This is a genomic window from Mesorhizobium sp. USDA 4775 (assembly GCF_054062655.1).
This window is the reverse complement of record NZ_JBSSFM010000001.1, coordinates 4,400,820-4,423,353: the sequence shown is the minus strand read 5'-3', so window position 1 is coordinate 4,423,353 and position 22,534 is coordinate 4,400,820. Positions and strand designations below refer to the sequence as shown.

General features: G+C 61.9%; 21 protein-coding genes and 1 tRNA gene. 13 read left to right on the top strand and 9 right to left on the bottom strand.

The window, feature by feature from the left end; all coding sequences use genetic code 11:
• The first annotated feature begins 133 nt into the window (after positions 1–133).
• Together ACVILI_RS21660 and ACVILI_RS21655 are read left to right on the top strand one after the other, a co-directional pair.
• A complete protein-coding gene (locus ACVILI_RS21660; RefSeq protein ID WP_038652836.1) occupies positions 134–1,252 on the top strand; it encodes a DUF2157 domain-containing protein in 1,119 nt (372 codons plus the stop codon).
• A complete protein-coding gene (locus ACVILI_RS21655) occupies positions 1,249–1,833 on the top strand; it encodes a GDYXXLXY domain-containing protein (protein WP_020628892.1) in 585 nt (194 codons plus the stop codon). Before ACVILI_RS21660 ends, ACVILI_RS21655 begins: the two co-directional genes overlap by 4 nt.
• A gap of 198 nt (positions 1,834–2,031) precedes the next feature.
• Here the strand turns inward: ACVILI_RS21655 and ACVILI_RS21650 are convergent, their stop codons facing one another.
• Both ACVILI_RS21650 and ACVILI_RS21645 read right to left on the bottom strand, forming a co-directional pair.
• Complete coding sequence (locus tag ACVILI_RS21650; protein ID WP_019858539.1) at positions 2,032–2,955, bottom strand: COG3904 family protein; 924 nt, start codon at positions 2,953–2,955, stop codon at positions 2,032–2,034.
• Between the two features lie 230 nt (positions 2,956–3,185).
• Positions 3,186–3,270, bottom strand: a tRNA-Leu gene (locus ACVILI_RS21645).
• Positions 3,271–3,627: 357 nt separating this feature from the next.
• Here ACVILI_RS21645 and tig point away from each other — a divergent pair.
• From tig to ACVILI_RS21620, 5 genes are all read left to right on the top strand, one after another.
• Complete coding sequence (tig, locus tag ACVILI_RS21640; protein ID WP_038647224.1) at positions 3,628–5,103, top strand: trigger factor; 1,476 nt, start codon at positions 3,628–3,630, stop codon at positions 5,101–5,103.
• A gap of 164 nt (positions 5,104–5,267) precedes the next feature.
• Entirely contained in the window at positions 5,268–5,792 is a 525-nt protein-coding gene (locus tag ACVILI_RS21635; protein ID WP_038647222.1) for a hypothetical protein, read from the top strand.
• Positions 5,793–5,944: 152 nt separating this feature from the next.
• Entirely contained in the window at positions 5,945–6,325 is a 381-nt protein-coding gene (locus tag ACVILI_RS21630; protein WP_038647221.1) for a c-type cytochrome, read from the top strand.
• A 36-nt stretch (positions 6,326–6,361) separates the two neighbouring features.
• The gene (locus ACVILI_RS21625) at positions 6,362–7,297 is read left to right on the top strand and encodes a heme o synthase (RefSeq protein ID WP_038647219.1); all 936 of its coding nucleotides are present in this window, start codon (positions 6,362–6,364) and stop codon (positions 7,295–7,297) included.
• Positions 7,298–7,764: 467 nt separating this feature from the next.
• Positions 7,765–8,577, top strand: a complete 813-nt coding sequence (locus tag ACVILI_RS21620; protein ID WP_038647217.1) for a DUF2189 domain-containing protein — start codon at positions 7,765–7,767, stop codon at positions 8,575–8,577.
• Positions 8,578–8,758: 181 nt separating this feature from the next.
• On the opposite strand, the gene ACVILI_RS21615 is transcribed toward ACVILI_RS21620, so the two are convergent.
• The 7 genes from ACVILI_RS21615 to ACVILI_RS21585 form a co-directional block, all read right to left on the bottom strand.
• Complete coding sequence (locus ACVILI_RS21615) at positions 8,759–9,232, bottom strand: aminoacyl-tRNA deacylase (RefSeq protein WP_038647215.1); 474 nt, start codon at positions 9,230–9,232, stop codon at positions 8,759–8,761.
• Between the two features lie 139 nt (positions 9,233–9,371).
• Complete coding sequence (locus ACVILI_RS21610) at positions 9,372–9,773, bottom strand: cytochrome C oxidase subunit IV family protein (protein WP_019858531.1); 402 nt, start codon at positions 9,771–9,773, stop codon at positions 9,372–9,374.
• 9 nt (positions 9,774–9,782) lie between these two features.
• Positions 9,783–10,502: a heme-copper oxidase subunit III family protein gene (locus tag ACVILI_RS21605; RefSeq protein WP_038647213.1), complete on the bottom strand. Its 720-nt coding sequence runs from the start codon at positions 10,500–10,502 to the stop codon at positions 9,783–9,785.
• Between the two features lie 13 nt (positions 10,503–10,515).
• Entirely contained in the window at positions 10,516–11,220 is a 705-nt protein-coding gene (locus ACVILI_RS21600) for a cytochrome c oxidase subunit 3 (protein WP_064984166.1), read from the bottom strand.
• Positions 11,217–12,986, bottom strand: a complete 1,770-nt coding sequence (gene ctaD / locus ACVILI_RS21595) for a cytochrome c oxidase subunit I (protein WP_064984168.1) — start codon at positions 12,984–12,986, stop codon at positions 11,217–11,219. The genes ACVILI_RS21600 and ctaD overlap by 4 nt, the downstream gene beginning before the upstream one ends.
• A gap of 21 nt (positions 12,987–13,007) precedes the next feature.
• Positions 13,008–13,892, bottom strand: a complete 885-nt coding sequence (locus ACVILI_RS21590) for a cytochrome c oxidase subunit II (protein WP_032921106.1) — start codon at positions 13,890–13,892, stop codon at positions 13,008–13,010.
• Between the two features lie 134 nt (positions 13,893–14,026).
• Complete coding sequence (locus ACVILI_RS21585; protein WP_019858525.1) at positions 14,027–14,707, bottom strand: GntR family transcriptional regulator; 681 nt, start codon at positions 14,705–14,707, stop codon at positions 14,027–14,029.
• A 218-nt stretch (positions 14,708–14,925) separates the two neighbouring features.
• Between ACVILI_RS21585 and ACVILI_RS21580 the strand changes: the two genes are divergently transcribed.
• The 6 genes from ACVILI_RS21580 (at position 14,926) to ACVILI_RS21555 (ending at position 22,502) form a co-directional block, all read left to right on the top strand.
• Entirely contained in the window at positions 14,926–16,053 is a 1,128-nt protein-coding gene (locus tag ACVILI_RS21580) for a sugar ABC transporter substrate-binding protein (RefSeq protein ID WP_038647209.1), read from the top strand.
• A 101-nt stretch (positions 16,054–16,154) separates the two neighbouring features.
• Positions 16,155–17,687, top strand: coding sequence for a sugar ABC transporter ATP-binding protein (locus tag ACVILI_RS21575; RefSeq protein WP_038647208.1), 1,533 nt, complete (start codon positions 16,155–16,157; stop codon positions 17,685–17,687).
• Positions 17,684–19,765: an ABC transporter permease subunit gene (locus ACVILI_RS21570; protein WP_064984172.1), complete on the top strand. Its 2,082-nt coding sequence runs from the start codon at positions 17,684–17,686 to the stop codon at positions 19,763–19,765. Before ACVILI_RS21575 ends, ACVILI_RS21570 begins: the two co-directional genes overlap by 4 nt.
• Positions 19,766–19,778: 13 nt before the next feature.
• A complete protein-coding gene (locus ACVILI_RS21565) occupies positions 19,779–20,585 on the top strand; it encodes an SDR family oxidoreductase (RefSeq protein ID WP_019858521.1) in 807 nt (268 codons plus the stop codon).
• A 10-nt stretch (positions 20,586–20,595) separates the two neighbouring features.
• The gene (locus ACVILI_RS21560) at positions 20,596–21,543 is read left to right on the top strand and encodes a 3-hydroxyacyl-CoA dehydrogenase (RefSeq protein WP_038647204.1); all 948 of its coding nucleotides are present in this window, start codon (positions 20,596–20,598) and stop codon (positions 21,541–21,543) included.
• Positions 21,540–22,502: a BKACE family enzyme gene (locus ACVILI_RS21555; RefSeq protein ID WP_019858519.1), complete on the top strand. Its 963-nt coding sequence runs from the start codon at positions 21,540–21,542 to the stop codon at positions 22,500–22,502. The genes ACVILI_RS21560 and ACVILI_RS21555 overlap by 4 nt, the downstream gene beginning before the upstream one ends.
• Positions 22,503–22,534: the final 32 nt, after the last annotated feature.

Sequence of the window (22,534 nt, the reverse complement as noted above, 5' to 3'; positions counted from 1 at the left end):
AATGCAAATTGTGCAATGCAACATTAACGCGCCTTCACGGACCTGACACAAAGAAGCCAGAATCGGAAAGTGCCGTGACGTCAACGGTTTGGCTGGTTCGGCTAAAAAAACGACCTTGTGGGGGATGCAGGACATGGCGGGCTATTCGACACGGGTCAGATCCGACATTGCGCGGTGGCTCCAGGCAGGCCTGATCGACGCCGCGACGGCCGATGCCCTGACGCGTGACATCGAGGCGACTACGCGCAAAGCACTGAGCTTCGGTTCGATCCTGGCCATGATGGCGGCCCTGCTGTTCGGCGCGGCCATCCTGATCTTCGTCGCTGCCAACTGGGATGCCATTCCGCGGCTAGCGCGGGTCGCGGCGCTGTTTGCCATCATCCTTGGCGGTTATGTCGGCGGCGCGGTGCTGAAGACGCGCGACCACGCGGCGATCGGCGAAGCGCTGTGGATCGTGGCTGCCGCTGCATTCGGCGGTTCGATCGCGCTGATCGGCCAGATGTACCATCTGTCTGGCGACGAGGCTTCCGCGCTCGTCACCTGGGGCGCCGGTACGGCGTTGGCGGCGATCGCGCTCCGGTCGAACCCGCTGACCGTCGCTTCGGTCGGCATCGCCGACGCCTGGCTGTTCCTGAAGGGGTTCGATTATTACAGCCGCAGCGCGTTTCCACATGCCTTCGTCGTCATGGCGATCGTGCTGTTCGCCGTCTCGTTCTGGACCCGCAGCCAGGCCGCACGGCATCTGATCATCCTGTCGCTGCTCTTCTATCTCGTGCTGCTGGCCGGGAATCACGCGACGCTGCCGGTGGCGATCCCCCTGGTCATTGCGTCCGCCGTGCTCTTTGCGGCTGCTGTCTTTGCACCGGAACCTGTCGACAGGATCGTTCAGCTCGGCGGCCGGTTGCCCCTGCACGCGCTGCTCGGCTTCCTTACCGGGCTGGCCATCATCCAGTTCGAACTCGCCGACGAAAGCACCTACAATAGCGGTTTCGGCATTGCCTCGGTCGTCGCGCTGGCCGGCATCGTCGCCGCCATCGTGCTGGCTGGACGGGAGAGCCGGGGCCTGCGCTGGCTTGCCTATCTCGGCTTCGCCTTCGAGCTAGCCATCATCTATGTCGTTACCTTGCAGTCGATGCTCGACACGGCCGGCTTCTTCCTTGCTGCCGCGGTGCTGCTCGGCATCCTGGCGATCATCATCATCCGCGTCGAAAAACGCATGAAGGGCCCGGCAACGGGGGGAGCCACGGCATGATGACCGGAAAGAGGCTTGTTATCTCGGCGCTGGTGCTGGCGCTCGTCCAGATCGGGTTCCTGAGCTGGATCATCGCCGGCCGGGCGGCGATCCTGCGCAACGGCAAGGAAGTGCTCTTGAAGATCGAACCTGTCGATCCGCGCGATCTGCTGCGCGGCGACTATATCATCCTCGGCTATGACATTTCGCGCATACCAGTGAAGATGATCGCCAACATTCCCGCCGGCAAGTTCTCCAGCGACGACACTTCGATCGTCGTGCGCCTGAAAAAGGGCGCCGACGGTTATTGGACACCGACCACCGCCTGGTTCGGCAAGGCGCCGACGCCGGCCGCGGCCGACGAGGCCGATATTGCAGGCCATGTCGCCGAAGGCTGGGATCTGCGCAGCGAGGGCATGACTATCGCGCCGGACTACGGCATCGAGCGGTTCTACCTGCCGGAAGGCGAGGGGATGGCGATCCAGGATGACATGCGGGTGCGCCCGTTCGGGATAAGGCTTGCCCTTGCCAGCGACGGCACCGCGCAGATCAAGGCGCTGGTGGACGGCGACAAGACGCTGTTCGAGGAGCCGCTATATTAATAACGATGGATCCCGGTCATCGGTGCGAATCGAGAGACCAGAACCCCCTAAATCAAGTGTAAGGTCTTTGCCGTACAGGCGTTGCGGCAGCGCGGCAGTCGTACCCCACTGGGGAGCCCGTGTGTGCCATTATACGAAATAGCCAAACAGATTTTTCGCAAGAAAGTTCATTGACTCAGGGATGGAGAACTCCACTGATCAACTCCGGACCTTACTCGTCTCGGCGACGATTTTGGGATAGGGACCAGTCGATATTGTGTAACTAAAGTCTGCTACGCCTTTTTCCTGCTTGTGTATCGAGGGGCTGCGCACAACCCAGTCATACGCGCCAGACACCATGCAGCGATCGTTTGCACAGGTGACCGCAATGCTGTCATTGCGGACGTTGTATATGCGTTCAGGCCATCGCCGGTAATAGTTCCTCTTGTCCTGAAGGATCGAACTCAGGTTCGTCAACTTGCCATAATAGTCGACTGTGCGAGCGTAGGACGCCTGAACTTGAGCAAGAGCGAAATCGTCGTTGTCGCCATGATGCTCGATCAGATCCTTGACGAAAGCGACCGCAGCGCTCTCCGCCTGTTGCCTTGCGTCGGGCGCAGGCAGCGGCACGGGCGCAGGATCTGGCCTCGTCGACACCTGCAATGTATCCGCGGGCGATTGGTTCGCTGCGACATTGGTCACACGCAACTCTGCCATTTCGCTGGCCGATAGGTATCTTATGTCATGCTTGTCAAAGCTCGAAGCCAATTCAATCAGTTCGGGGTCCACTCCCATCTCGACTACATAGGATGTGATTGCGGCCGTTCCGAGCTGGACACGGGCCTTGGCTTCTTCTCTGGACATCCCGTCAGTCCATTTCAACCAAGCCCGATGAATGCCGATAGAATCTGGTTCGGCAACACGGTGGACGCCACCCAAGAAGGCCAGTGAGCAGGCTGAGGCGCACTGCAGTTGGCGAAGCTGAAGCGTATCCAACCCTGCCGCGCGGATCATACGCCCCAACCGAAGCGCGCTGCCGACGTTGCCGCCGGGGGAGTTGAATACGATCCTCCGGGCGCCGCTGCTCACAACCGCGTTGCTAAAGGCGTTCAGGGGTTCATTGTCTTTGAACTCGCCGGACACAACAAGAAACGGCTGCTGCCCTGGAGACGAAACAGCCGTGTACTCTAGGGCCTCAACCTTACATGTTGCTGCCGCGACAATTGACCCTACCGCCAGAACTAGAGAAACTACGCGCACAGCTCGACAGAGCCCCAACCTGCCCGCTGCAAGTAAGAACCTGTCAACGAACTATTTCAAGGGTCTTCCTTGAAAGTTGGATTTCATTCGGAGCAGTCATTGGCCGAAAAAATTGGTGCGGATGAAGGGACTCGAACCCCCACGCCTTTCGGCACTGGAACCTAAATCCAGGGCGTCTACCAGTTCCGCCACATCCGCATCGTCCGGCAATCCCATGTAGCCATCATTCTGTCAATGTCAGAGACGAGATGTCGGCCAGGGCCGAAACGTTGGTTATTCGCCTAAGCGCGAAGACTGTTGAAAATTAGGCTCGCCTGTGACAAAAGGCGTGTCAAATGTGACGGGACGCGACGATCCGCTTCTACAGAATGTGATAAGAAGTAGGAAAAACAAGAACTTATTCACATTTTGGAACGCAGTTTGGGGGAGTTTGAGCCGTAATTTCGGTCAAATCGCCAGGTTCCGTACCAAAAGCCATTCCCGGCAAGAATATACCGGCAGGCTGTAAACGGCAGAGGCCGTGGCAGTCTCATTGGTGAAAACAAAGGTTTTACGATGCAGGTCACCGAAACGCTTAATTCCGGTCTCAAGCGCGAGATCAAGATCACCGTGCCGGCCGGTGACATGGAAGCCAAGCTGATGGCGAGGCTCTCGGACGCGCGCAACAAGGTTCGCATCAACGGCTTCCGGCCGGGCAAGGTGCCGGTGCAGCACCTGCGCAAGGTCTATGGCAAGTCGTTCATGGCCGAAGTGGTCAACGAGATCCTCAACGACTCCACCCGTTCGATCATTACGGGCCGCGGCGAAAAGGCCGCCATGCAGCCCGAAGTCATCATGACCGAGGACGAGAAGGAAGCCGAGAAGATCCTGGCCGGCGGTACCGACTTCGAGTTCCGCCTCAACTATGAGGTCATCCCGGCGATCGAGATCAAGGATTTCTCCGACATCAAGGTGACGCGTCAGGTGTTCGACGTGCCTGAGGCCGAGATCGACGACCAGGTCAAGCGCGTTGCCGAATCGGCACGCAGCTATGAGCCGAAGACCGGCAAGGCCGCCGAAGGCGACCGTGTCAGCATCGATTATGTCGGCAAGATCGACGGCGAGGCCTTTGCCGGCGGCGCCGGCACCGACCAGCCGTTGGTACTGGGCTCCAAGGAATTCATTCCTGGCTTCGAGGATCAGCTTATCGGCACCAAGGCCGGTGACGAAAAGCAGGTCACCGTGACCTTCCCGGAAAACTACCAGGCGGCACATCTGGCCGGCAAGGAAGCCACGTTCGACGTCACCGTCAAGGAAGTGTCGAAGCCGGGCGAGCTGGAAATCAACGACGAGACCGCCAAGAACCTTGGCCTGGAATCGCTGGAGCGCCTGCGTGAGATCGTGCGCGGCCAGATCGAGAACCAGTTCGGCTCGATGACACGCCAGAAGGTCAAGCGCCAGCTGCTCGACCAGCTCGATGCCGCCTATTCGTTCGAGGCGCCATCGAAGCTCATCGAGGCCGAGTTCAACAACATCTGGGCTCAGGTCACCCGCGACCTGGAAGCCGCCGGCCGCACCTTCGCCGACGAAGAGACGACCGAAGAAGAAGCCCGCGCCGAATATCTGCGTCTTGCCGAACGCCGTGTGCGTCTCGGCCTGGTGCTGGCGGAGATCGGCGAGAAGGCCGGTGTCACCGTATCGGACGAGGAATTGCAGCGTGGCCTGTTCGAGCAGGTTCGCCGCTTCCCGGCCAACCAGCAGCAGGAAGCTTTCGAGTTCTACCGCAGCAACCCCGAGGCGCTGAACGCGCTGCGCGCACCAATGTTCGAGGAGAAGGTGGTTGACCACCTGCTCGGCCAGATCTCGGTCACCGACGTCAAGGTCAGCAAGGAAGAGCTGATGGCCGACGACGAGGACGCGGAAACCACGACCAAGGCCAAGCCGGCGAAAAAGGCCGCGGCCAAGAAGGCTGAAGCCAGGGCGGGCGACGAGGCGGAAGAGCCGAAGAAGAAGGCCGCGCCGAAGAAAAAAGCCGCCAAGGACGCCGAATAAGTTCCCGCATTTGATGGAATCGACGAAGGCCGCCCTTGAGGCGGCCTTTTTCGTTGCGAAACTGCAACAGCCGATTCGCTTTGCGGGAAATGGCACTTGGCGATACCTGGCGTTGATCATTATCTGCGCTGCTGTTGCAAACCGTGTGGTTCCTGGAGGGGGCGTTGAGCCTATTCTTCGAAAAGGTGCGTCCCGTCGCCCTGGCGCTCGTTCTGGCCTTCGCCTGCGATGTTGCCCAGGCCGGCGCGCTTGCCGGCGAGTGGCGCTTCGGTACGGACGACGATGGCCTTGTCACCGCTTCGCTTCATGGCACCAACAAGCTGATCACGGGTGGCGGTGCCTTGAGTTACAGCCCGGTGTTGACCATTGCCTGCCGGGCAGACGGCGAACCGCGCTGGACCGAATGGCTGCAGTTGAATGACGGGGTTTCGGCCAGCCGCAAGATCACCATGTCGGTCGCCGTCGACGGCGGCGGCAAGTTCGACGAGAGTTGGTCGGTCGGGTCGCGCGGCCGAATGCTGGTGCGCGACGGTGCCGACGGCATCAAGCGCCTTTTTCCCGCAAGCCGGCTGTCGCTTTCCTGGCGGTTCGGCTTGTTGTCAGGCCGCGGCCAGGCGGATTTCGACCTTGCTGGGCTCGAAGAGGCGGTCGAGCAGATCGCCGGAAGCTGCCGGACCAAGCCGCCTTGAGCGCGGCCGGGTTCTAAACCTTCGCAATGCTTGGCTTTTTCTACCCGCCGCCTGAATTCCATGGTATGTTGGTACCGCAATTCCACTGGGGAGAGATATTCTGCCCAGGCGCGATCGTCCGAGGCATAAATGGCGATCAGGGAGGAAATGCCATGCGTGCTATAGCGTTTTTCGCTGGGGTGTCCGTTACGATCTTCATCGCGCATCCGTCGCAGGCACAGGATGCCGCGGCTGGCGAGAAGGTCTTCACCAAATGCCAAGTCTGCCACATCGCAAACGAGGACAAGAACAAGATCGGTCCATCGCTGCACGGCGTCATCGGCCGCACGGCCGGTACGCATCCGGATTTTAAATACTCCGATGCCATGGTTGCTGCCGGCAAATCCGGCGTCAAATGGGACGAGCCAACGCTGACGACCTACCTTCATGATCCCAAGGCCATGGTCAAAGGCACCAAAATGACGTTTCCCGGACTCAAGAACGATGCGGACGTGGCCAACGTCATTGCCTATCTGAAAACGTTCTCCAAGTGACCTGGCTCCCTCGCCATCCATCGGTGGTCGTCCGAGATGTCGACTAGGGAAAGCCGCCTCAAGGATACCTCCATCCGCCTCTCGGAAGCGACGGCGGCCGATTTCTTCGCGCTTTTGAAGCCGCGGGTCATGGCGCTTGCCGTATTCACCGCTTTCGTCGGCCTGATGGTGGCGCCCGGCGCGATGAATCCGGTCATCGCCTTGATCGCAATCGGTGCGATTGCGATCGGAGCAGGAGCGGCGGGGGCCCTGAACATGTGGTACGACGCGGACATCGACGCGCTGATGTCACGCACGTCAAAACGGCCGGTTCCGTCGGGCCGCGTCACGCCGGGCGAAGCTCTCGGCTTCGGCCTTGTGCTTTCCGCGCTTTCGGTCATGACACTCGGCGTACTGGTAGGCTGGCTTGCCGCATCGCTGCTGGCCTTCACCATCTTCTTCTACATCGTCATCTACACGATGTGGCTGAAGCGCTCGACGCCGCAGAACATCGTCATCGGCGGCGCGGCTGGTGCCCTTCCTCCTGTCATTGGCTGGGCGGCCGCAACTGGCGCCATCGGCATCGAAAGCCTCATCCTGTTTCTGATCATCTTTCTGTGGACGCCGCCGCATTTCTGGGCGCTGGCGCTGTTCAAGGTTGGCGACTACGCCGCTGCCGGCATTCCGATGATGCCGAATGTGGCCGGCCCTGCTTCGACGCGTAGGCAAATCCTCGCCTATGCCTTGCTTCTGGCGCCGGTCGGCGTGCTGCCTTGGTTCTTCGGATTCGCCAGCGGCTACTACGGAATCGCTTCGGTCGCATTGGGCGCCGGTTTCATCTGGCATTCCTGGAAGGTTCTGGCGGCTTCTGAAACGGAGTTGAAACCCGCCAAGGCGCTGTTTGCCTATTCGATCCTCTATCTTTTCGCGATCTTCGCCGCGCTGCTTGCCGACACCATTGCCATGCGCGTGCTGATCTCAGCCGGGGCCTGAGCGCAGATCGCCATCCGCGAACCGCTCTGGCCGGTCGGCGAGTGCTTTGCCGAAGACCCAGCAGTGCTGTCACGATGGCAGCGCACAGAATCCCAGCAACAGCAGAATGATTATGCCAAGGCCGAGTATGAGAAGCGTCCTTGCGTCCATGACCTTCGCATTCGACCCAGTGCATGGTCCTGAACATCGGGATCGACTCTGCTGCGCCGATCTCCGGTTCGCAAAGGATCATGCGCCAATCCAAGTGCTCCAGCGTGTTTACGTGTCCAAAAAAGAGACACGCGGCGCAGCGTGCGCATATCGAAGAAGGGTTTCCAGAGCCAGCCGTGCAGCCCAACAACGGGCGACAAGTCCCTCACAAGAGAGTATATTGGTGGCGGTGCAGGTCGCGGTTTTGCGTGGCCAGTCACGCAGACGGCAGCACCGCTAAATCGCGACCTTTCCGGACCCAGTCTGGAGGAACGGTCATGGCAAGTTTTCATGTGATAGCAGGCGCCAGCGAGACGCTGGAACATACCAAAATTCGAAAAATCGCTGTTTCCGACCTTTTTGACGCGCTCAGGCGGGGCGTCGATGATTTCATGGTTAAACCGTCGCATATCGTCTTTCTCTGCCTGATCTATCCGCTCGTGGGCGTCGTGCTCGCCGCATGGACTTCGGGCGCCAATGCTTTGCCGTTGTTGTTTCCGCTGGTTTCTGGCTTTGCGCTGGTTGGCCCCTTCGCGGCGATAGGCCTCTATGAAATCAGCCGTAGACGGGAAGCCGGGCTCGACACCTCCTGGAGGCACGCTTTCGAGGTCAGGAATTCTCCGGCGCTGCCGGCCATCGCGGCGGTCGGGATCATGCTGTTTGCAATCTTCATCACGTGGCTTTTGACGGCGAAGATATTCTACGAATATCTTTTCGGCCCGGCTCCGCCGGAATCGATATCCAGCTTCATCAACGCGATATTTGCCACCGGACGTGGCTGGACGCTGATCATATTGGGGCACGCCATCGGCTTTGTCTTTGCCGTGGTGGTGTTGTGCACGACGGTCGTCGCCTTCCCATTGTTGCTCGACCGCGATGTCGGCGCCTATGAAGCGATCCACACCTCGGTTCGCGTGGTCCTGGCGAACCCGATCGTGATGGCTGTCTGGGGACTGATCGTCGCCGTCGGCCTGATCATCGGCTCGCTGCCGGTGTTCGTCGGGCTCGCCGTCGTGTTGCCGATCCTCGGCCACGCCACCTGGCATGTCTACCGCAAGGTTGTGGAATCGCCCGCCAGACCGACGAGTTGAGGACGTTTTTGCTTCACCGCACCGGCCAGAGCGTTTTACCGTTTCACGGAAACGGTAAAACGCTCTATCCGTTTGTTTTAACGCAATTCCCACGGGAAAGCGCTACGCGCTTTCCCGGGGAAAACCGATCACACTTTTCCTGGAATTGCTCGGCATGCCGGTGCGAGCTTGATCGAAGCCGTCAGTAGGCCCGGTGACTGAAGCGGGCGCGGTATGCGCCCATGGTCAAGTTGCGGAAATCCTCGCCGCTGACATGCACCAGCGTTCTGTGGTCGCCGCCTTCGAAGTAGATGTCGGCGGCATCGCCGAGGCTGTCATCGACAATCACTGGCACATCGTAAGGTGCGCCGATCGGCGGAACGGCGCCGGTGTCGCAATCAGCGAAGAGCGAAGTCACCTCGTCTTCGGAGGCTAGTCCGAGACGCTTGTCCATGACGTCCTGCAATGTGCCGAGCTCGATCCTGTGCGTGCTTGGAACCACGGCCAGCGCATAGCCGAGCTCGTGGTGAACAACAACCGATTTGGCCACTATGCTGCCGGGTATATGCGCCGCGATGGCGGACTGTCTGCTGGTGGACGTGCGATGGTGGGCGACTGTGTCGTATGAGATTCCCTTCCTGTCGATAAAGTCCTTCAGTCTGGTTGCGATCGTCATCTTGGCCTCCCTTTGCCGGAGTTCGCGACGCGTGCGGAAACGAGGGCAGTCATTCTCCTTATGTCGTTTCCGGTACTAAAATAGACCAGCGGCTGATGGTTTCGAGGCGCGGTGGCAAGATCGGAATGCGGTTCGTGCTTCAGGGTCCGGCTCCGAAAAATGCCAGCCGGGTGAAAAGCGTGTAGTCGGCTTCGAAGACCATCATTGTCACGAACACCAGCACCAGTATCGGCGGCAGGATGATCGCATAAGCCAGCGCCAGCCGTTCCCAGGCCATGTGCATGAAGACAGCGACGATCAGCCCTGCCTTGAGGATCATGAAGATCAGGATCAGCGACCATCTGAGATAGCCGTGAAGGCCGAAATAATCGACCAGGTAGGAGCAGGTGCTGAGGATGAACAGCCACGCCCAGACCACCAGATAGAGCTTGATCGGATGTTCCTGATGCACGTCGGCATGGGTGACGGCCGCCGGCGCTTCATGTGCATGACCCGCATGAAGTGCGTGTTGTCCGAGGCCGTTTGCGGTTGCTTCTGCCATGTCTGCCTCTCACCAAAGATAGAAGAATGCGAAGATGAACACCCAGACCAGATCGACGAAGTGCCAGTACAGTCCCATGATCTCGACGTTCTCGTAGCGACCCGTGCGGCTGGTGAAGAAGCCGCGCTGTCCGGTGTCGAAATCTCCGCGCCAGACCTTGCGCGCCACGATGATCAGGAAAATCACACCGATCGTCACATGGGTGCCGTGGAAACCGGTGATCATGAAGAAGCACGAACCGAATTGTGCGGCACCCCAGGGATTGCCCCAGGGCCGCACCCCTTCAGTGATCAGCTTGGTCCATTCGAAGGCTTGCATGCCGACAAAGGTCGCGCCGAGCGCCGCGGTCAGAAGCATGAGGATGGCCGTCTTGCGGCGGTCCCGGCGATAGCCGAAATTGACCGCCATGGCCATCGTTCCGCTGCTGGAGATCAGCACGAACGTCATGATGGCAATTAGGATCAGCGGGATATCCGAGCCGCCGATGCGAAGCGCGAAGACCTCGCTGGGATTGGGCCACGGCACGCGTGTCGAAATGCGCGCGGTCATGTAGGAGAGCAGGAAGCAGCCGAAGATGAAGGTGTCGCTGAGCAGGAATATCCACATCATGGCCTTGCCCCAGGACACGTTCTTGAACGCGCGCTGATCCGAGGACCAATCGGCGGCAATGCCTCGCCAACCTGTGGGCCGTGGCTCCGTCTGGCCGATATGTGTCAGTGTTTCTGCCATCCGCTTGATCCCCTTAGGTCAGCATCTGCCGGCAAATGTCGATGAACGTCGCGGCCCAGCCGGCCAGCAGCGCGAAGATGGCAAGCCAGACGAAAAGCAGGAAATGCCAGTACATGGCGCATAGTTCCACGCCGAGGCGAAGTCGTTCCGGCCGCGTTCCAGCCCAGGCGCTCGTGGTGGTCCTGCCCAGTGCCACCAGCCCTCCCAACACGTGCAGGCCATGCATGCCGGTTATCAGGTAAAAGAAACTGTTGGCCGGATTGGAGGCCAGAAAATAGCCGTCGGCGGTCAACTGCCGCCATGCCATGAGCTGTCCGACCAGGAAGGCGAGCGTCGTGAGCCCGGCCGTGGCAAGGCCGAGCCGTACGGTGTCGATCTGCCCCCTGCGCGCCGCCACCGAAGTGCAGTGCAGGGCCACGCTGCTCAGGACCAGCACGCCGGTGTTGAGCCAGAGCAGGCGCGGCAGCGGCAGCGGCTGCCAGTCCGACACCGCCATCCGCATGAAATAGGCACTGGTGAAGAGCGCGAACAGGCAGCCGACGACAGCAAGGAAAACGCCGAGGCCGATCTTGGCTGTTGGCAGGGCCGACCGGTCGAGGCCGACAAAATCACTGGCCAGACCTTGCTCGAGCCATGGCTTGGCCATCAGCCTCTGGTGCGAAAGCCACCATCCGGCAAAACCGGCAATGACGAGCAGGAAGACCAGGATGACGCTCATGCCGGCTCCCTTGAGGGGCCGAAGGAGCCCGGCATGTTCTGCGGGATGAAGTCTTCCTTGGCACCCGGTACGCTGTAATCATAAGCCCAGCGATAGACGATCGGCAGGTCCTTGCCGAAATTGCCGTGGGCCGGCGGTGTTTGCGGCGTCTGCCATTCGAGGGTCGTGGCCCGCCACGGATTGCCGCCGGCCTCGCGGCCATGGCGGATGCTCCAGATCAGGTTGAACAGGAACACCATCTGGGCGAAGCCGACGATGAAGGCCATGATGCTGATGAACGAGTTCAGGTGATGAGCCGACTCCGTCATGATCGTCATGTCGGTCAGTTCGGCATAGCGCCGCGGCACGCCCATCAGGCCGAGGTAGTGCATGGGGAAGAAAATCAGGTAGGCGCCGAGGAAGGTGACCCAGAAATGGAACCGGCCCAGCGTTTCGTCGAGCATCCGGCCGGTGACCTTCGGATACCAATGGTAGATCGCGCCGAAAACCACGAGGATCGGGGCGACACCCATGACCATATGGAAATGGGCGACGACGAACATCGTGTCGGATAGCGGAACATCGACGACGACATTGCCAAGAAACAGGCCGGTCAGCCCGCCATTGACGAAGGTGACGATAAAGGCCAGGGCAAACAGCATTGGTATGGTGAGATGGATGTCGCCGCGCCATAGGGTCAGCACCCAATTGTAGACCTTGATGGCGGTCGGAATGGCGATGATCAGCGTCGTGGTGGCGAAGAAGAAGCCGAAATAGGGGTGCATGCCGCTGACATACATGTGGTGCGCCCAGACCACGAAGCTCAGCGCGCCAATGCCGACGATGGCCCAGACCATCATCCGGTAGCCGAAGATGTTCTTGCGCGCATGGGTGCTGATCAGGTCGGATACGATGCCGAAGGCCGGCAGCGCCACGATGTAGACCTCGGGATGGCCGAAGAACCAGAACAGGTGCTGGAACAGGATCGGGCTGCCGCCATTGTGCTGCAACTGCTCACCCATCTCGGAAATCGCCGGCATGAAGAAGCTGGTGCCCAGCACTCGGTCAAGCAGCATCATGACGCTGGCGACGAACAGCGCCGGAAAGGCGAGCAGCGCCATGACGGTCGCGGTGAAGATGCCCCAGACGGTCAACGGCAGGCGCATCATTGTCATGCCGCGCGTGCGGCCCTGCAGCACGGTCACCACATAGTTGAGGCCGCCCATCGTGAAGCCGATGATGAACAGGATCAGCGAGGAGAGCATCAGGATGATGCCCCAGTCCTGGCCGCCTGGCGTCCCGCTCATGATGGCCTGCGGCGGGTAGAGCGTCCAGCCGGCGCCCGTCGGTCCGCCGGGCGCGAAGAAGCTCGACACGAGAACCAGCACGGCGAGCAGGTAGATCCAGTAGCTCAGCATGTTGACATAGGGAAAGACCATGTCGCGCGCGCCGACCATCAGGGGGATCAGATAGTTGCCAAAGCCGCCGAGAAAGAGGGCGGTGAGCAGGTAGATCACCATGATCATGCCGTGCATGGTGATGAACTGGTAGTAGGCTTCCGGGGTGATGAAGTCGAACGTGCCGGGAAAGCCGAGTTGCAGCCGCATCAGCCAGGACAGCACCAGGGCGACCAGGCCGATTGCCGTTGCCGTCGCCGAATACTGGACGGCGATGACCTTGGCGTCCTGCGAGAAGACGTATTTGGTCCACCAACCGTGCGGATGGTAGAGTTCGACTTCCGCGACCTCGGCCGGCGGGATGCCATCTGCAGGCGTGATGTCGACCATAGGAACACCTCCGTGTCCTTTTCAGCGAGACCCGACCGTTTCGAGCCTTGCTGCAATTTCGGGACCCAGCGCCGCCGTCTGTCCCGTCGTCTCGTCCGCCGACCCCGTCTGCTTGGGCGCCGACAATTGTGCAAAAGTCTGCTGCTGGCCAAGCCAGGCCATGTAGTCTTGCTGTGTGTCGACCATGACCACGCCATGCATCATCGGATGTCCCTGGCCGCAAAGTTCGGCGCACAGGACCTGGAAGGTGCCGGTCCTGGTCGGGGTGAACCAGAAATAGGTCACCGAGCCCGGGATCATGTCCATCTTGGCGCGGAATTCCGGCACATAGAAATCATGCAGCACATCGATAGAGCGCAGCAGCATCTTGACCGGTTTGCCGACCGGCAGATGCAGATCGGCCGCTTCGACCACGACATCGTCCTGGCCATTAGGATCCTTGGGGATCACGCCCAGCGGATTGTCGGCGGTGACGTCGCGGGTGTCGGATGTTCCAAGCTTGCCGTCCCTGCCGGGCAGGCGGAAACTCCACTGCCATTGCTGGCCAACGACTTCAACCTCGGTCGCGTCGCTCGGGACGTTGACAAATCGGCTCCAGACGAACAGGCCGGGAACCAGCAACGCCGTGACCCCTACCGCGGTGACGATCGTCAGCCACGATTCGAGCCGCTTGTTCTCCGGTTCGTAGGCGGCGCGGTTTCCCTCCCGATGACGGAAGCGGAACACGCAATAGGCCATGAAAAGCACGACGGCGGCGAAGACGACGCCGGTGATCCAGAAGGTAATGATGATGGTGTTGTCGATATAGGCCCAGTTCGAGGCAATCGGCGTCCACCACCATGGGCTCAGGAGGTGAAACAACACTGAGCCCACGACGATCAAAACGAGTACAAGCGCTACGGCCATGTCCCGTTCCTCCGGCATTCGAGGGGGGAGCGAAGCCGCCGCCAAGAAATACCAAGCGCATCATAGCTTAATTTGGGGTCAATTCCAGAGGCGACTATCCTGACGGGAAAAATCCCGTCTTTTGCCGCCGCGACCTATTTGAGCAGGTCGACCAGAACGTCGAAAGCGGCGTCGATATCGGCGCGGATCGCCTGGCGGACGGCCTCGGCGTCGCGGTTGCACAGCGCCGCGTACATCGCCTGGTGGTGTTCGTTGGCGGTCGAATAGTTTCCGGAATCATGCAGCATGTTGAAATAGGGGCTGATCTGCAGCCACAGATTCTCGATGATGTTGAGGATATTTTCCGAGCCGGCCGCCCGGTAGATGGAGAAATGGAAGGCATAGTTTGCGCGCAGATAGGATTTGACGTCTCCCGCCGCATTGGCCTGTTCGAGGGCGGCCAAGTGCTGGCCGAGTTGCGCGATGCCCCGATCGTCGATGCGCTCGGCAGCCCAGGCGGCGGCAATCGCCTCGATCTCGAAGCGGACATTCCTGAGATCGACGAGGCGCGCGCGGCTGAGTGCGGGAATGCCGATCGAGCGGCCTGAAACGACCATCAAGGCATTGGCCGCGGTCAGCCGCCGCAACGCCTCCCTGACCGGCATCGGGCTGACTCCGAAAGCGTCGGCGAGGCTCTGCACCGTCACCATTTCGCCGGGCACGATGCTGCCGTCGAGGATCAACTCGGTGACATGGCGATAGACCCTGTCCTGCAGGGTCTCCCTGGACAAGGGCACGATCTCGACACCAGGCTTCCTGAACGCCGCTCCGGCCATTTCCCATCAACCTTTCGGCGCAAAGGCCGCGCCATAACCGTTCCCGGAATGCAGCGTTCCGGCTGCCGCGTCAAGCGTTGGCGACCGTAGCCTTGACGTAAGGATATTTCATCATTGATCTTTGATCAAATCATGATACGGTCTCCGACATCGAATGACGAGGGCTACGGTTCGTGCCCTCGGGAGGCATTCGGTCGTTCGTATCGGGAGGAATTCACATGGGTATCGGATTGAAAGTCCGGCGGCTCGCGCTGCTGGCCGGCATGGCCGTATGCGCCTCTGGGCTGTCGGCTGCTGAAGCCGCCGAAAAGCACAAGATCTTTCTCAGCATGAGCTATATCGGCAATGACTGGCAGGCCGAGGCGGCAAACATGGTCAAGGCCATGGCCGCTCACAAGAGCCTTGCCGACAAGGTCGACCTGCAGGTCCAGGTCGCCGGACCCAACGCACAACGCCAGATCCAGCAGATCAACGCCATGGTGCAGAGCGGTGCCGAGGCGATCGTCGTCTATCCGATCTCGCCGACCGCGCTCAACCAGGTCGTGAAGAATGCCTGCGACAAGGGGGTGAAGGTCTTCGCCTATGACGCCGAGATCACCGAGCCCTGTGCCTACAATGTTCATATCGACCAGTTGGAAGCGGGCAGGGTGACCGCCGAATGGCTGGTGAAGAAGCTCAATGGCAAGGGCAACATCATCGCCATTACGGGTGTTCCCGGAACATCCGTCGACGATCAGCGGACAAAGGCCGCCAAGGAGGTCTTTGCCAAGTACCCCGATATCAAGATTGTCGGCGAGGCTGTCGGCATGTGGAGCCAGGCGGTTGCCCGCACCGAGCTCTCCAAGATCCTCGCCACGCGCAGCTGGAACGACATCAACGGGCTGTGGATGCAGGTTGGCTGCTTCACCGCGAACTCCATGCAACTCGAGGCCGGCAAGAAGGCCAGCGAACTCCTGCCTTGCGCCGGTGAGGGCTCCAATGGCGGCCGCATCCAGATGCTGCCTGCGAGCACCGAAGTAGAAGGAGCAGCTCCGCCCTATGCACCGGCTGGTGCACAACGCATTTCCTATGCCTCACCGCCTTATTCCGGCGCGCTGGCGCTGAAACTCGCCGTCGAGGCGATCGAAGGCAAGGACGTGCCGAAGACCACGATCCTGCCGCTGCCGGTCGTCACCAACGAGACGATCAAGCTGTGCGACGAAGGCACCTGGGCGGAGATGAAGGCCGGCTGCAACGTCTTCAAGCCGTCGCTGGTCTCCAATCCCGGCTGGTTCGCTTCGATCTTTTCGGACCAGACGCCCGAGATCGGCCTCAACGCCGCGCTTGTCGGGCAGCCGGAGAACTGAGCCTCCCAAGGCAATCGCGACGATGCACGGAACCTTCTCCGCGCATCGTCGATCCGCGCCAATGCGCGACGTCCAAAAGTGCGCAGCCTGCGATCGAGGATATGACAGAACATTCCGCGCTCCCCGCCATCGAGATCGACGGCATCGGCAAGGCCTTCGGCCCGACCGTCGCGCTGGACGGCGTGTCGTTCCGCATCGCGCCCGGCAGCGTCCACGCGCTGCTGGGTGAGAATGGCGCCGGCAAGTCGACGCTGGTCAAACTGCTGTCGGGACTGGTGCGACCGAGTGCCGGTCATATCAGGGTCTTCGGCAAGGAGATCGGCTACGGTGCGCCGCGCGTGGCACATACGCTCGGCGTGCAGACGGCGTTCCAGGAGATGACCCTGGTGCGCGATCTGTCCGTCCTCGACAACATGCTTTTGCCCTACGCACCCGTTGGCATCTCCGGGCTGATCAGGCGCGGCGCCGCGCGCAAGGCCGTCCGCCGCCACATCGACGAACTCGGTTTTTCCGTCGATCTCGATGCCGAGGTCGGCGAGCTCGAGCTTTCGGTGCGCCAGAAGATCGAGATCGCGCGGGCCGTCTACCGCAAGCCGCGCATCCTTTTGCTCGACGAGCCGACCTCGACGCTCGCCGGCCGCGACGTCGACTGGCTGGGCGACATCGTCGCCAGGCTGAAGGCGACGGGCACCACCATCGTCTTCATCACCCATCGCATGCGCGAGGTGCGCGCCTTTTGCGACACGCTGACGATCCTGAGGAACGGCCGCCACATCGTCACCGCGCCGGTAGCCGATGTTTCCGACGCCGATGTCATCGAAAAGATCGTCGGTCGCTCCATTGAGCAGACCTTTCCGCCAAAGCCGGACGGCGCCCAGGCTTTTGGCCCGCCGGTGCTGGGCGTGCGCGACCTGAAGGTCGGGCGCAAGCTCGACGGCGCGAGCTTCGACCTGCGCAGGGGCGAGATCCTCGGCATTGCCGGACTGCAAGGCATGGGCCAGCAGGATTTGTTCCTGGCCTGCTTCGGCATGGCTGAAATCACCCGGGGCGACGTCCTTGTCGATGGCCGCAAGGTCTGGCTCGGCTCGCCGGCGGATGCCTTGCGGCCCAACATGGCCATTGGCCTGGTGCCGGAAGACCGCAAATCCGAAGGCCTGTTCCTGAAACTGTCGGGCAGCCAGAACGCCACGCTGCCCGTCGTCTCGCGCTTCACGCGCTTCGGCCTTGTCGATGCCGCGGCCGAGATCCGCTCCGTCGAGGCGGCATTTGCCACTGTCGAAGTCGACCGCCGCGCCCTGTGGACGCGGGCCGGGGCGTTTTCGGGCGGCAACCAGCAGAAGATCGCCATCGCCAAATGGCTGGTGGCGCAGAGCCGCATCCTGCTTCTGTTCGATCCCACGCGCGGCATCGATGTCGGCACCAAGCATGAGCTCTATGTGATGATGCGAAACTACGTCGCCGCCGGCGGCTCGATCCTGCTGCACTCGACGGAAATTCCCGAACTGGTCCACCAATGCGACCGGGTCCTGGTTCTCTATGACGGGCGCATCGCGGCCGAGCTCGAAGGTAACGCCATCACCGAGCCTGCCATCATGCGGCCTGCGCTCGGCCATGCCGGGGACGTCGCCGCATGAGCAGCGCAGCAGTCCCATCTCCTGTTTCGGCTGGTTTCGGCCTGCGCCGTGCGCTGATGCGCCATCGCGGCGCGCTGATCGCCGCGGCCGTGCTTGCGATCCTGCTTTTCATCGTCGACTGGATCAGTGCCGGGCCACTGACCTATTTCGACGTGTCGTTCCTGTCGAGCGGCGGCGCGACCTCGGCGCTGGCGGCGGTCGGCCAGACCATCGTCATCTTGTCGGGTGGGTTCGACCTGTCCGCCGGCGCGGTGATCTCGCTGGTCAATGTCGTGCTGGCATCGAGCATGGATCCGATGGCCCCAGGCGCCAGCATCCTGTTGTGGACGGCGGTCGGCATCGGCGTCGGCATGGCGGTGGGCGCCTTCAACGGCTTTTTCATCGCGGTGCTGCGCATGCAACCCATCGTGGTGACGCTGTCCACCATGTTCATCCTGCAAGGCGTGACGCTGCTGGTGATGGATAAGCCCGGCGGCTTCGTGTCGCCCGATCTCGGAACCTTCTATCTGGGCGACGCGATCACCGGCTGGCTGCCAATGCCGCTGGTGGTGATCGGCGTGGTCCTGCTCGCCTGGTTCTGGCTGAAGGGAACCCGTTTCGGCACGGCACTCTATGCCGTCGGCAGCGATCCGGATTCGGCCGCCGCCGTCGGCATCAATGTCGTGCTGGTGCGCTTTGCCGTCTACGTCATCGCCGGCGGCTGCTACGGTCTTGCCGGCGTGTTCATCAGCGCGCAGACCGGCAGCGCCGACCCGCTGGTCGGCAATCCGCTGCTTCTGTCGATGTTCGCGGCTGTCGTCGTCGGCGGCACGCGCCTTGGCGGCGGGCAGGGCGGTCCGGTGGGCACTGTCTTCGGCGCCTATATCCTGATGATGGTGGTGAACATCCTGCTGGTGCTCAACGTATCGGCTTACTATTCGACCATTGCGGAAGGCACCATTCTGGTGCTGGCGGCCCTTGCCGGATCCCTGTCCCACGCATCGGTGCTTGCCGTGCAACTGCGCGCGGCCCGCGCCCGGCTCGCCGCCTGGCGCGCCGGCATATTGCCCTCGCAGCTCGAGCCGATCGACCGACGGCTCAAGCTCACTGGACCTTCGCAAGGCCAGCGCGGTCCAGCATCGCCGCGCCCGGCTTTCCGCCTGCGCAACGCCGAGACGCTGCGCTATGCGCTGCCCGCCTATGTCTGCCTGCTCATCATCGTCATCGTCACCCAGGTCTGGCTCGGCCACGCCATCCTCAACCCGGGGTATTGGAACTCGCTGCTGGTGCTGTCGTCCTTCCTTGCAGTTCTCGCGCTGGGGCAGGGGACGGTCATCCTGACTGGCGGCCTCGATCTTTCCGTGCCGTGGACGATCGGCATTTCCGGCATCATCCTGGCCGGCATGGTCAATGGCTCCGACGCCGCACTCCTCTACGCCCTCCCGGTCGTGCTGGTGATGGCCTGCGCCGTCGGATTCGCCAATGGCTTCGGCATCGCCTATCTCGGCATCTCGCCGATCGTCATGACGCTGGCCACCAACGGCATCCTCCAGGGCTTCGCGCTTGTCTATTCGCAGGGAACGCCGGCAGGGTTTTCCTCGCCGATGCTGCGCTGGTTCATGACGGCCAGGCTCGGTTTCGTGACGCCTGTCGTGCTGCTGATGGTAGTCTTTGTGGCCGGCGCGGTGCTGCTGCTTGGACGCACGCCGTTCGGGCGTCGGGTCTACGGCATCGGCAACGGGCTGCGCGCGGCGCGCCTGTCCGGCATCGGCGTCGAGCGCACGCTGATCCTGGTCTACATGCTATCGGCCGTTTGCGCCGCTGTTGTCGGCATCATGCTGACCGGCTTTTCCGGCCAGGCAAGCCTCGGCATGGGTGACGACTATCTCTTGCCGTCGATCGCAGTCGTGGTGGTCGGTGGCGCGCTGATCACCGGCGGGCGCGGCCACTATCTCGGCATGCTCGGCGGCGTGCTGCTTCTGACGGCGCTGCAGATGCTGCTGGCCGGCACCACGCTGCCCTACGCCACCAGGGCAATTCTCTACGGGCTGGTCGTTCTCAGCGCCGTCATGGCGCTGCGCGAACGGCGGCTGCAATGAAAAGGACAGGACGATGAGCGCAAAGGCACCCGCATCGGCGGACGAATTTCTGGCCGGGCTGAAAGGGCAGCGCGTGCTGGTGACGGCGGGCGCCGGTGGCATCGGCTTCGCCATCGCCGACACGCTGTCGCGGCTCGGCGCACGCATCGTCGTCTGCGATATCTCCGACGTGGCGCTGGCTGCGGCTCCGGCCAAGATCGACCTGGTCGCGGCGGTCAAGGCCGATGTCTCGCGCGACGAGGACGTCGACCGGCTGTTCGAGACGGTCAAGGAAAAGCTCGGCGGGCTAGACGCGCTGATCAACAATGCCGGCATTGCCGGGCCGACCGGCGGTGTGGACGAGATCGAACCGGATGACTGGCGGCGCTGCATCGACATCTGCCTGACCGGCCAGTTCCTCTGCGCCCGGCGCGCCGTGCCACTGATCAAGGCAGCCGGCGGCGGCTCTATCGTGTCGATGTCGTCGGCGGCCGGCCGCCATGGCTACGCGTTCCGCACGCCCTATTCGGCCGCCAAATTCGGCGTCATCGGTTTCACCCAGAGCCTCGCCAAGGAGCTTGGGCCACACGGCATCAGGGTCAATGCCATCCTGCCCGGCATCATCGAGGGGCCACGCATCGAAGGCGTCATCGCGGCACGCGCCAAACAGGTCGGCATCAGCCACGAGGAGATGACCGGGCGCTATCTGCAGAACATCTCGCTGCGCCGCATGACCAGCCCCTATGACGTCGCCTCGATGGTGGCGTTCCTGCTCTCCGACGCGGGCATCAATATTTCCGGCCAGTCGCTTGGCGTCGACGGCAACGTCGAAACACTTTGAGGATCGATCCATGGCCAATGTCGCGATTGTCGGAAGCGGGTTCATCGGGCGCGCGTGGGCGATCAGCTTCGCCCGCGCCGGCCATGATGTGCGCATGTGGGATCAGTCGCCTGCCGCGACGGGCGGCGCACGCGGCTACATAGAGGGTGTGCTCGGCGATCTCGCCACGAATGACCTTTTGCGCGGGCAGGCGGTCGACACCGTGCTTGCCCGCATCGCCATCGTTGCCGAACTGGCGGAGGCGCTGGCCGGCGCAACCCATGTCCAGGAAAACACGCCTGAAAATCTCGATGTGAAGCGGGAGGTGTTCTCACTGATCGATCGGCTTGCCGGGCCGCAAACGATCGTCGCCAGTTCCACCTCGGCGCTGTTGCCGTCGAAATTCACCGACCATCTGCAAGGGCGGCACCGCTGCCTGGTCGTGCATCCGATCAACCCGCCCTATCTCATCCCGGCGGCAGAGGTGGTGCCGGCGCCGTGGACTTCCGCCGAGACGCTGGAGAAGACGCGCGCCTTCCTCATCGATGCCGGCCACGCGCCGCTGGTGATGAAGCGCGAGCTCGAGGGCTTCATCATGAACCGCCTGCAAGGCGCCTTGCTGGAGGAGGCTTTCCGGCTTGTCGCGGACGGCTACGCCAGTGTCGAGGATGTCGATATCGGTATCCGTGACGGCTTGGCGCTGCGCTGGTCCTTCATGGGGCCGTTCGAGACCATCGACCTCAACGCGCCCGGCGGCGTGCGTGACTATGTCGATCGGTACCAGGGCATTTATTCCAACATCTTCCCGCAGATGCTGCGCCGCGTCGACTGGGCGGGCGATGTCATGAAAACGGTCGAGGCCGAGCGCAGCAAGCGCCTGCCGAGGGAAAATCTGGGTGACCGGCAGGTCTGGCGGGATCGCCGGTTGATGGCACTGGCGGCACACAAGAAGAAATCGGATCAGGAGTTCGGACAATGAAAGAGACCAGCCGCAAATCAGGCGCATCGGCGGCCAAAGGCAAGGTCATCATCACCTGTGCGGTGACGGGCGCGATCCACACGCCGACCATGTCGCCCTATCTGCCGATTACGCCGGATCAGATCGCCTCCGAGGCGATCGCCGCGGCGGAAGCCGGTGCCGCGATCCTGCATCTGCATGCGCGAGACCCGGAAACCGGCAAGCCCGACCAGACGCCGGAGGCGTTCGCCCGCTTCCTGCCGCGCGTCAAGCAAGGGACCAATGCCGCCATCAACATCACCACAGGCGGTAGCCCCTACATGAAGGTCGAGGAGCGCGTACGCCCGGCCGCCCAGTTCAAGCCGGAAGTGGCCTCGCTCAATATGGGCTCGATCAATTTCGGGCTCTATCACCTCGCCGACAAATACGAGACCTTCAAGTTCGACTGGGAAAAGCCGCATCTGGAGGCGACGCGCGACCTCGTTTTCCGCAACTCGTTCAAGGACATCGAATACATTCTGGCGACTTGCTACGACAATGGCACGCGCTTCGAGTTCGAGTGCTACGACATCGCCCATCTCTACAACCTCGCCCACTTCGCCGACCGCGGGCTGGTGAAGCCGCCATTCTTCGTGCAGTCGGTTTTTGGCCTGCTCGGCGGGATCGGCACCCATCCGGAAGATGTCGCCCATATGAAGCGAACCGCCGACCGGCTGTTCGGCGACCAGTTCCGCTGGTCGGTGCTGGGCGCCGGCGCCAGCCAGCTGCGCATCGCCGCGCAGTCGGCAGCACTCGGCGGCAACATCCGCGTCGGGCTGGAGGACAGCCTGTGGGCCGGCAAGGGCAAGCTCGCCAAGTCGAACGCCGAACAGGTCTTGCTGGCGCGCAAGATCATCGAAGGGCTTGGCATGGAGGTGGCGACGCCTGACGAGGCACGCGAGATCCTGTCCCTGAAGGGCGGCGACAAGGTCGCCTTCTGACGCGGCCAAGCGCTGCACACCGATACACAGGA

Excerpts from the sequence above, each read along its gene's own strand:
- ACVILI_RS21660 (WP_038652836.1), top strand. The coding sequence starts at position 134 with ATGGCGGGCTATTCGACACGGGTCAGATCCGACATTGCGCGGTGGCTC.
- ACVILI_RS21655 (WP_020628892.1), top strand. The coding sequence starts at position 1,249 with ATGATGACCGGAAAGAGGCTTGTTATCTCGGCGCTGGTGCTGGCGCTC.
- tig (WP_038647224.1), top strand. The coding sequence starts at position 3,628 with ATGCAGGTCACCGAAACGCTTAATTCCGGTCTCAAGCGCGAGATCAAG.
- ACVILI_RS21630 (WP_038647221.1), top strand. The coding sequence starts at position 5,945 with ATGCGTGCTATAGCGTTTTTCGCTGGGGTGTCCGTTACGATCTTCATC.
- ACVILI_RS21625 (WP_038647219.1), top strand. The coding sequence starts at position 6,362 with ATGTCGACTAGGGAAAGCCGCCTCAAGGATACCTCCATCCGCCTCTCG.
- ACVILI_RS21620 (WP_038647217.1), top strand. The coding sequence starts at position 7,765 with ATGGCAAGTTTTCATGTGATAGCAGGCGCCAGCGAGACGCTGGAACAT.
- ACVILI_RS21615 (WP_038647215.1), bottom strand. The coding sequence starts at position 9,232 with ATGACGATCGCAACCAGACTGAAGGACTTTATCGACAGGAAGGGAATC.
- ACVILI_RS21610 (WP_019858531.1), bottom strand. The coding sequence starts at position 9,773 with ATGGCAGAAGCAACCGCAAACGGCCTCGGACAACACGCACTTCATGCG.
- ACVILI_RS21605 (WP_038647213.1), bottom strand. The coding sequence starts at position 10,502 with ATGGCAGAAACACTGACACATATCGGCCAGACGGAGCCACGGCCCACA.
- ACVILI_RS21600 (WP_064984166.1), bottom strand. The coding sequence starts at position 11,220 with ATGAGCGTCATCCTGGTCTTCCTGCTCGTCATTGCCGGTTTTGCCGGA.
- ctaD (WP_064984168.1), bottom strand. The coding sequence starts at position 12,986 with ATGGTCGACATCACGCCTGCAGATGGCATCCCGCCGGCCGAGGTCGCG.
- ACVILI_RS21590 (WP_032921106.1), bottom strand. The coding sequence starts at position 13,892 with ATGGCCGTAGCGCTTGTACTCGTTTTGATCGTCGTGGGCTCAGTGTTG.
- ACVILI_RS21585 (WP_019858525.1), bottom strand. The coding sequence starts at position 14,707 with ATGGCCGGAGCGGCGTTCAGGAAGCCTGGTGTCGAGATCGTGCCCTTG.
- ACVILI_RS21580 (WP_038647209.1), top strand. The coding sequence starts at position 14,926 with ATGGGTATCGGATTGAAAGTCCGGCGGCTCGCGCTGCTGGCCGGCATG.
- ACVILI_RS21575 (WP_038647208.1), top strand. The coding sequence starts at position 16,155 with ATGACAGAACATTCCGCGCTCCCCGCCATCGAGATCGACGGCATCGGC.
- ACVILI_RS21570 (WP_064984172.1), top strand. The coding sequence starts at position 17,684 with ATGAGCAGCGCAGCAGTCCCATCTCCTGTTTCGGCTGGTTTCGGCCTG.
- ACVILI_RS21565 (WP_019858521.1), top strand. The coding sequence starts at position 19,779 with ATGAGCGCAAAGGCACCCGCATCGGCGGACGAATTTCTGGCCGGGCTG.
- ACVILI_RS21560 (WP_038647204.1), top strand. The coding sequence starts at position 20,596 with ATGGCCAATGTCGCGATTGTCGGAAGCGGGTTCATCGGGCGCGCGTGG.
- ACVILI_RS21555 (WP_019858519.1), top strand. The coding sequence starts at position 21,540 with ATGAAAGAGACCAGCCGCAAATCAGGCGCATCGGCGGCCAAAGGCAAG.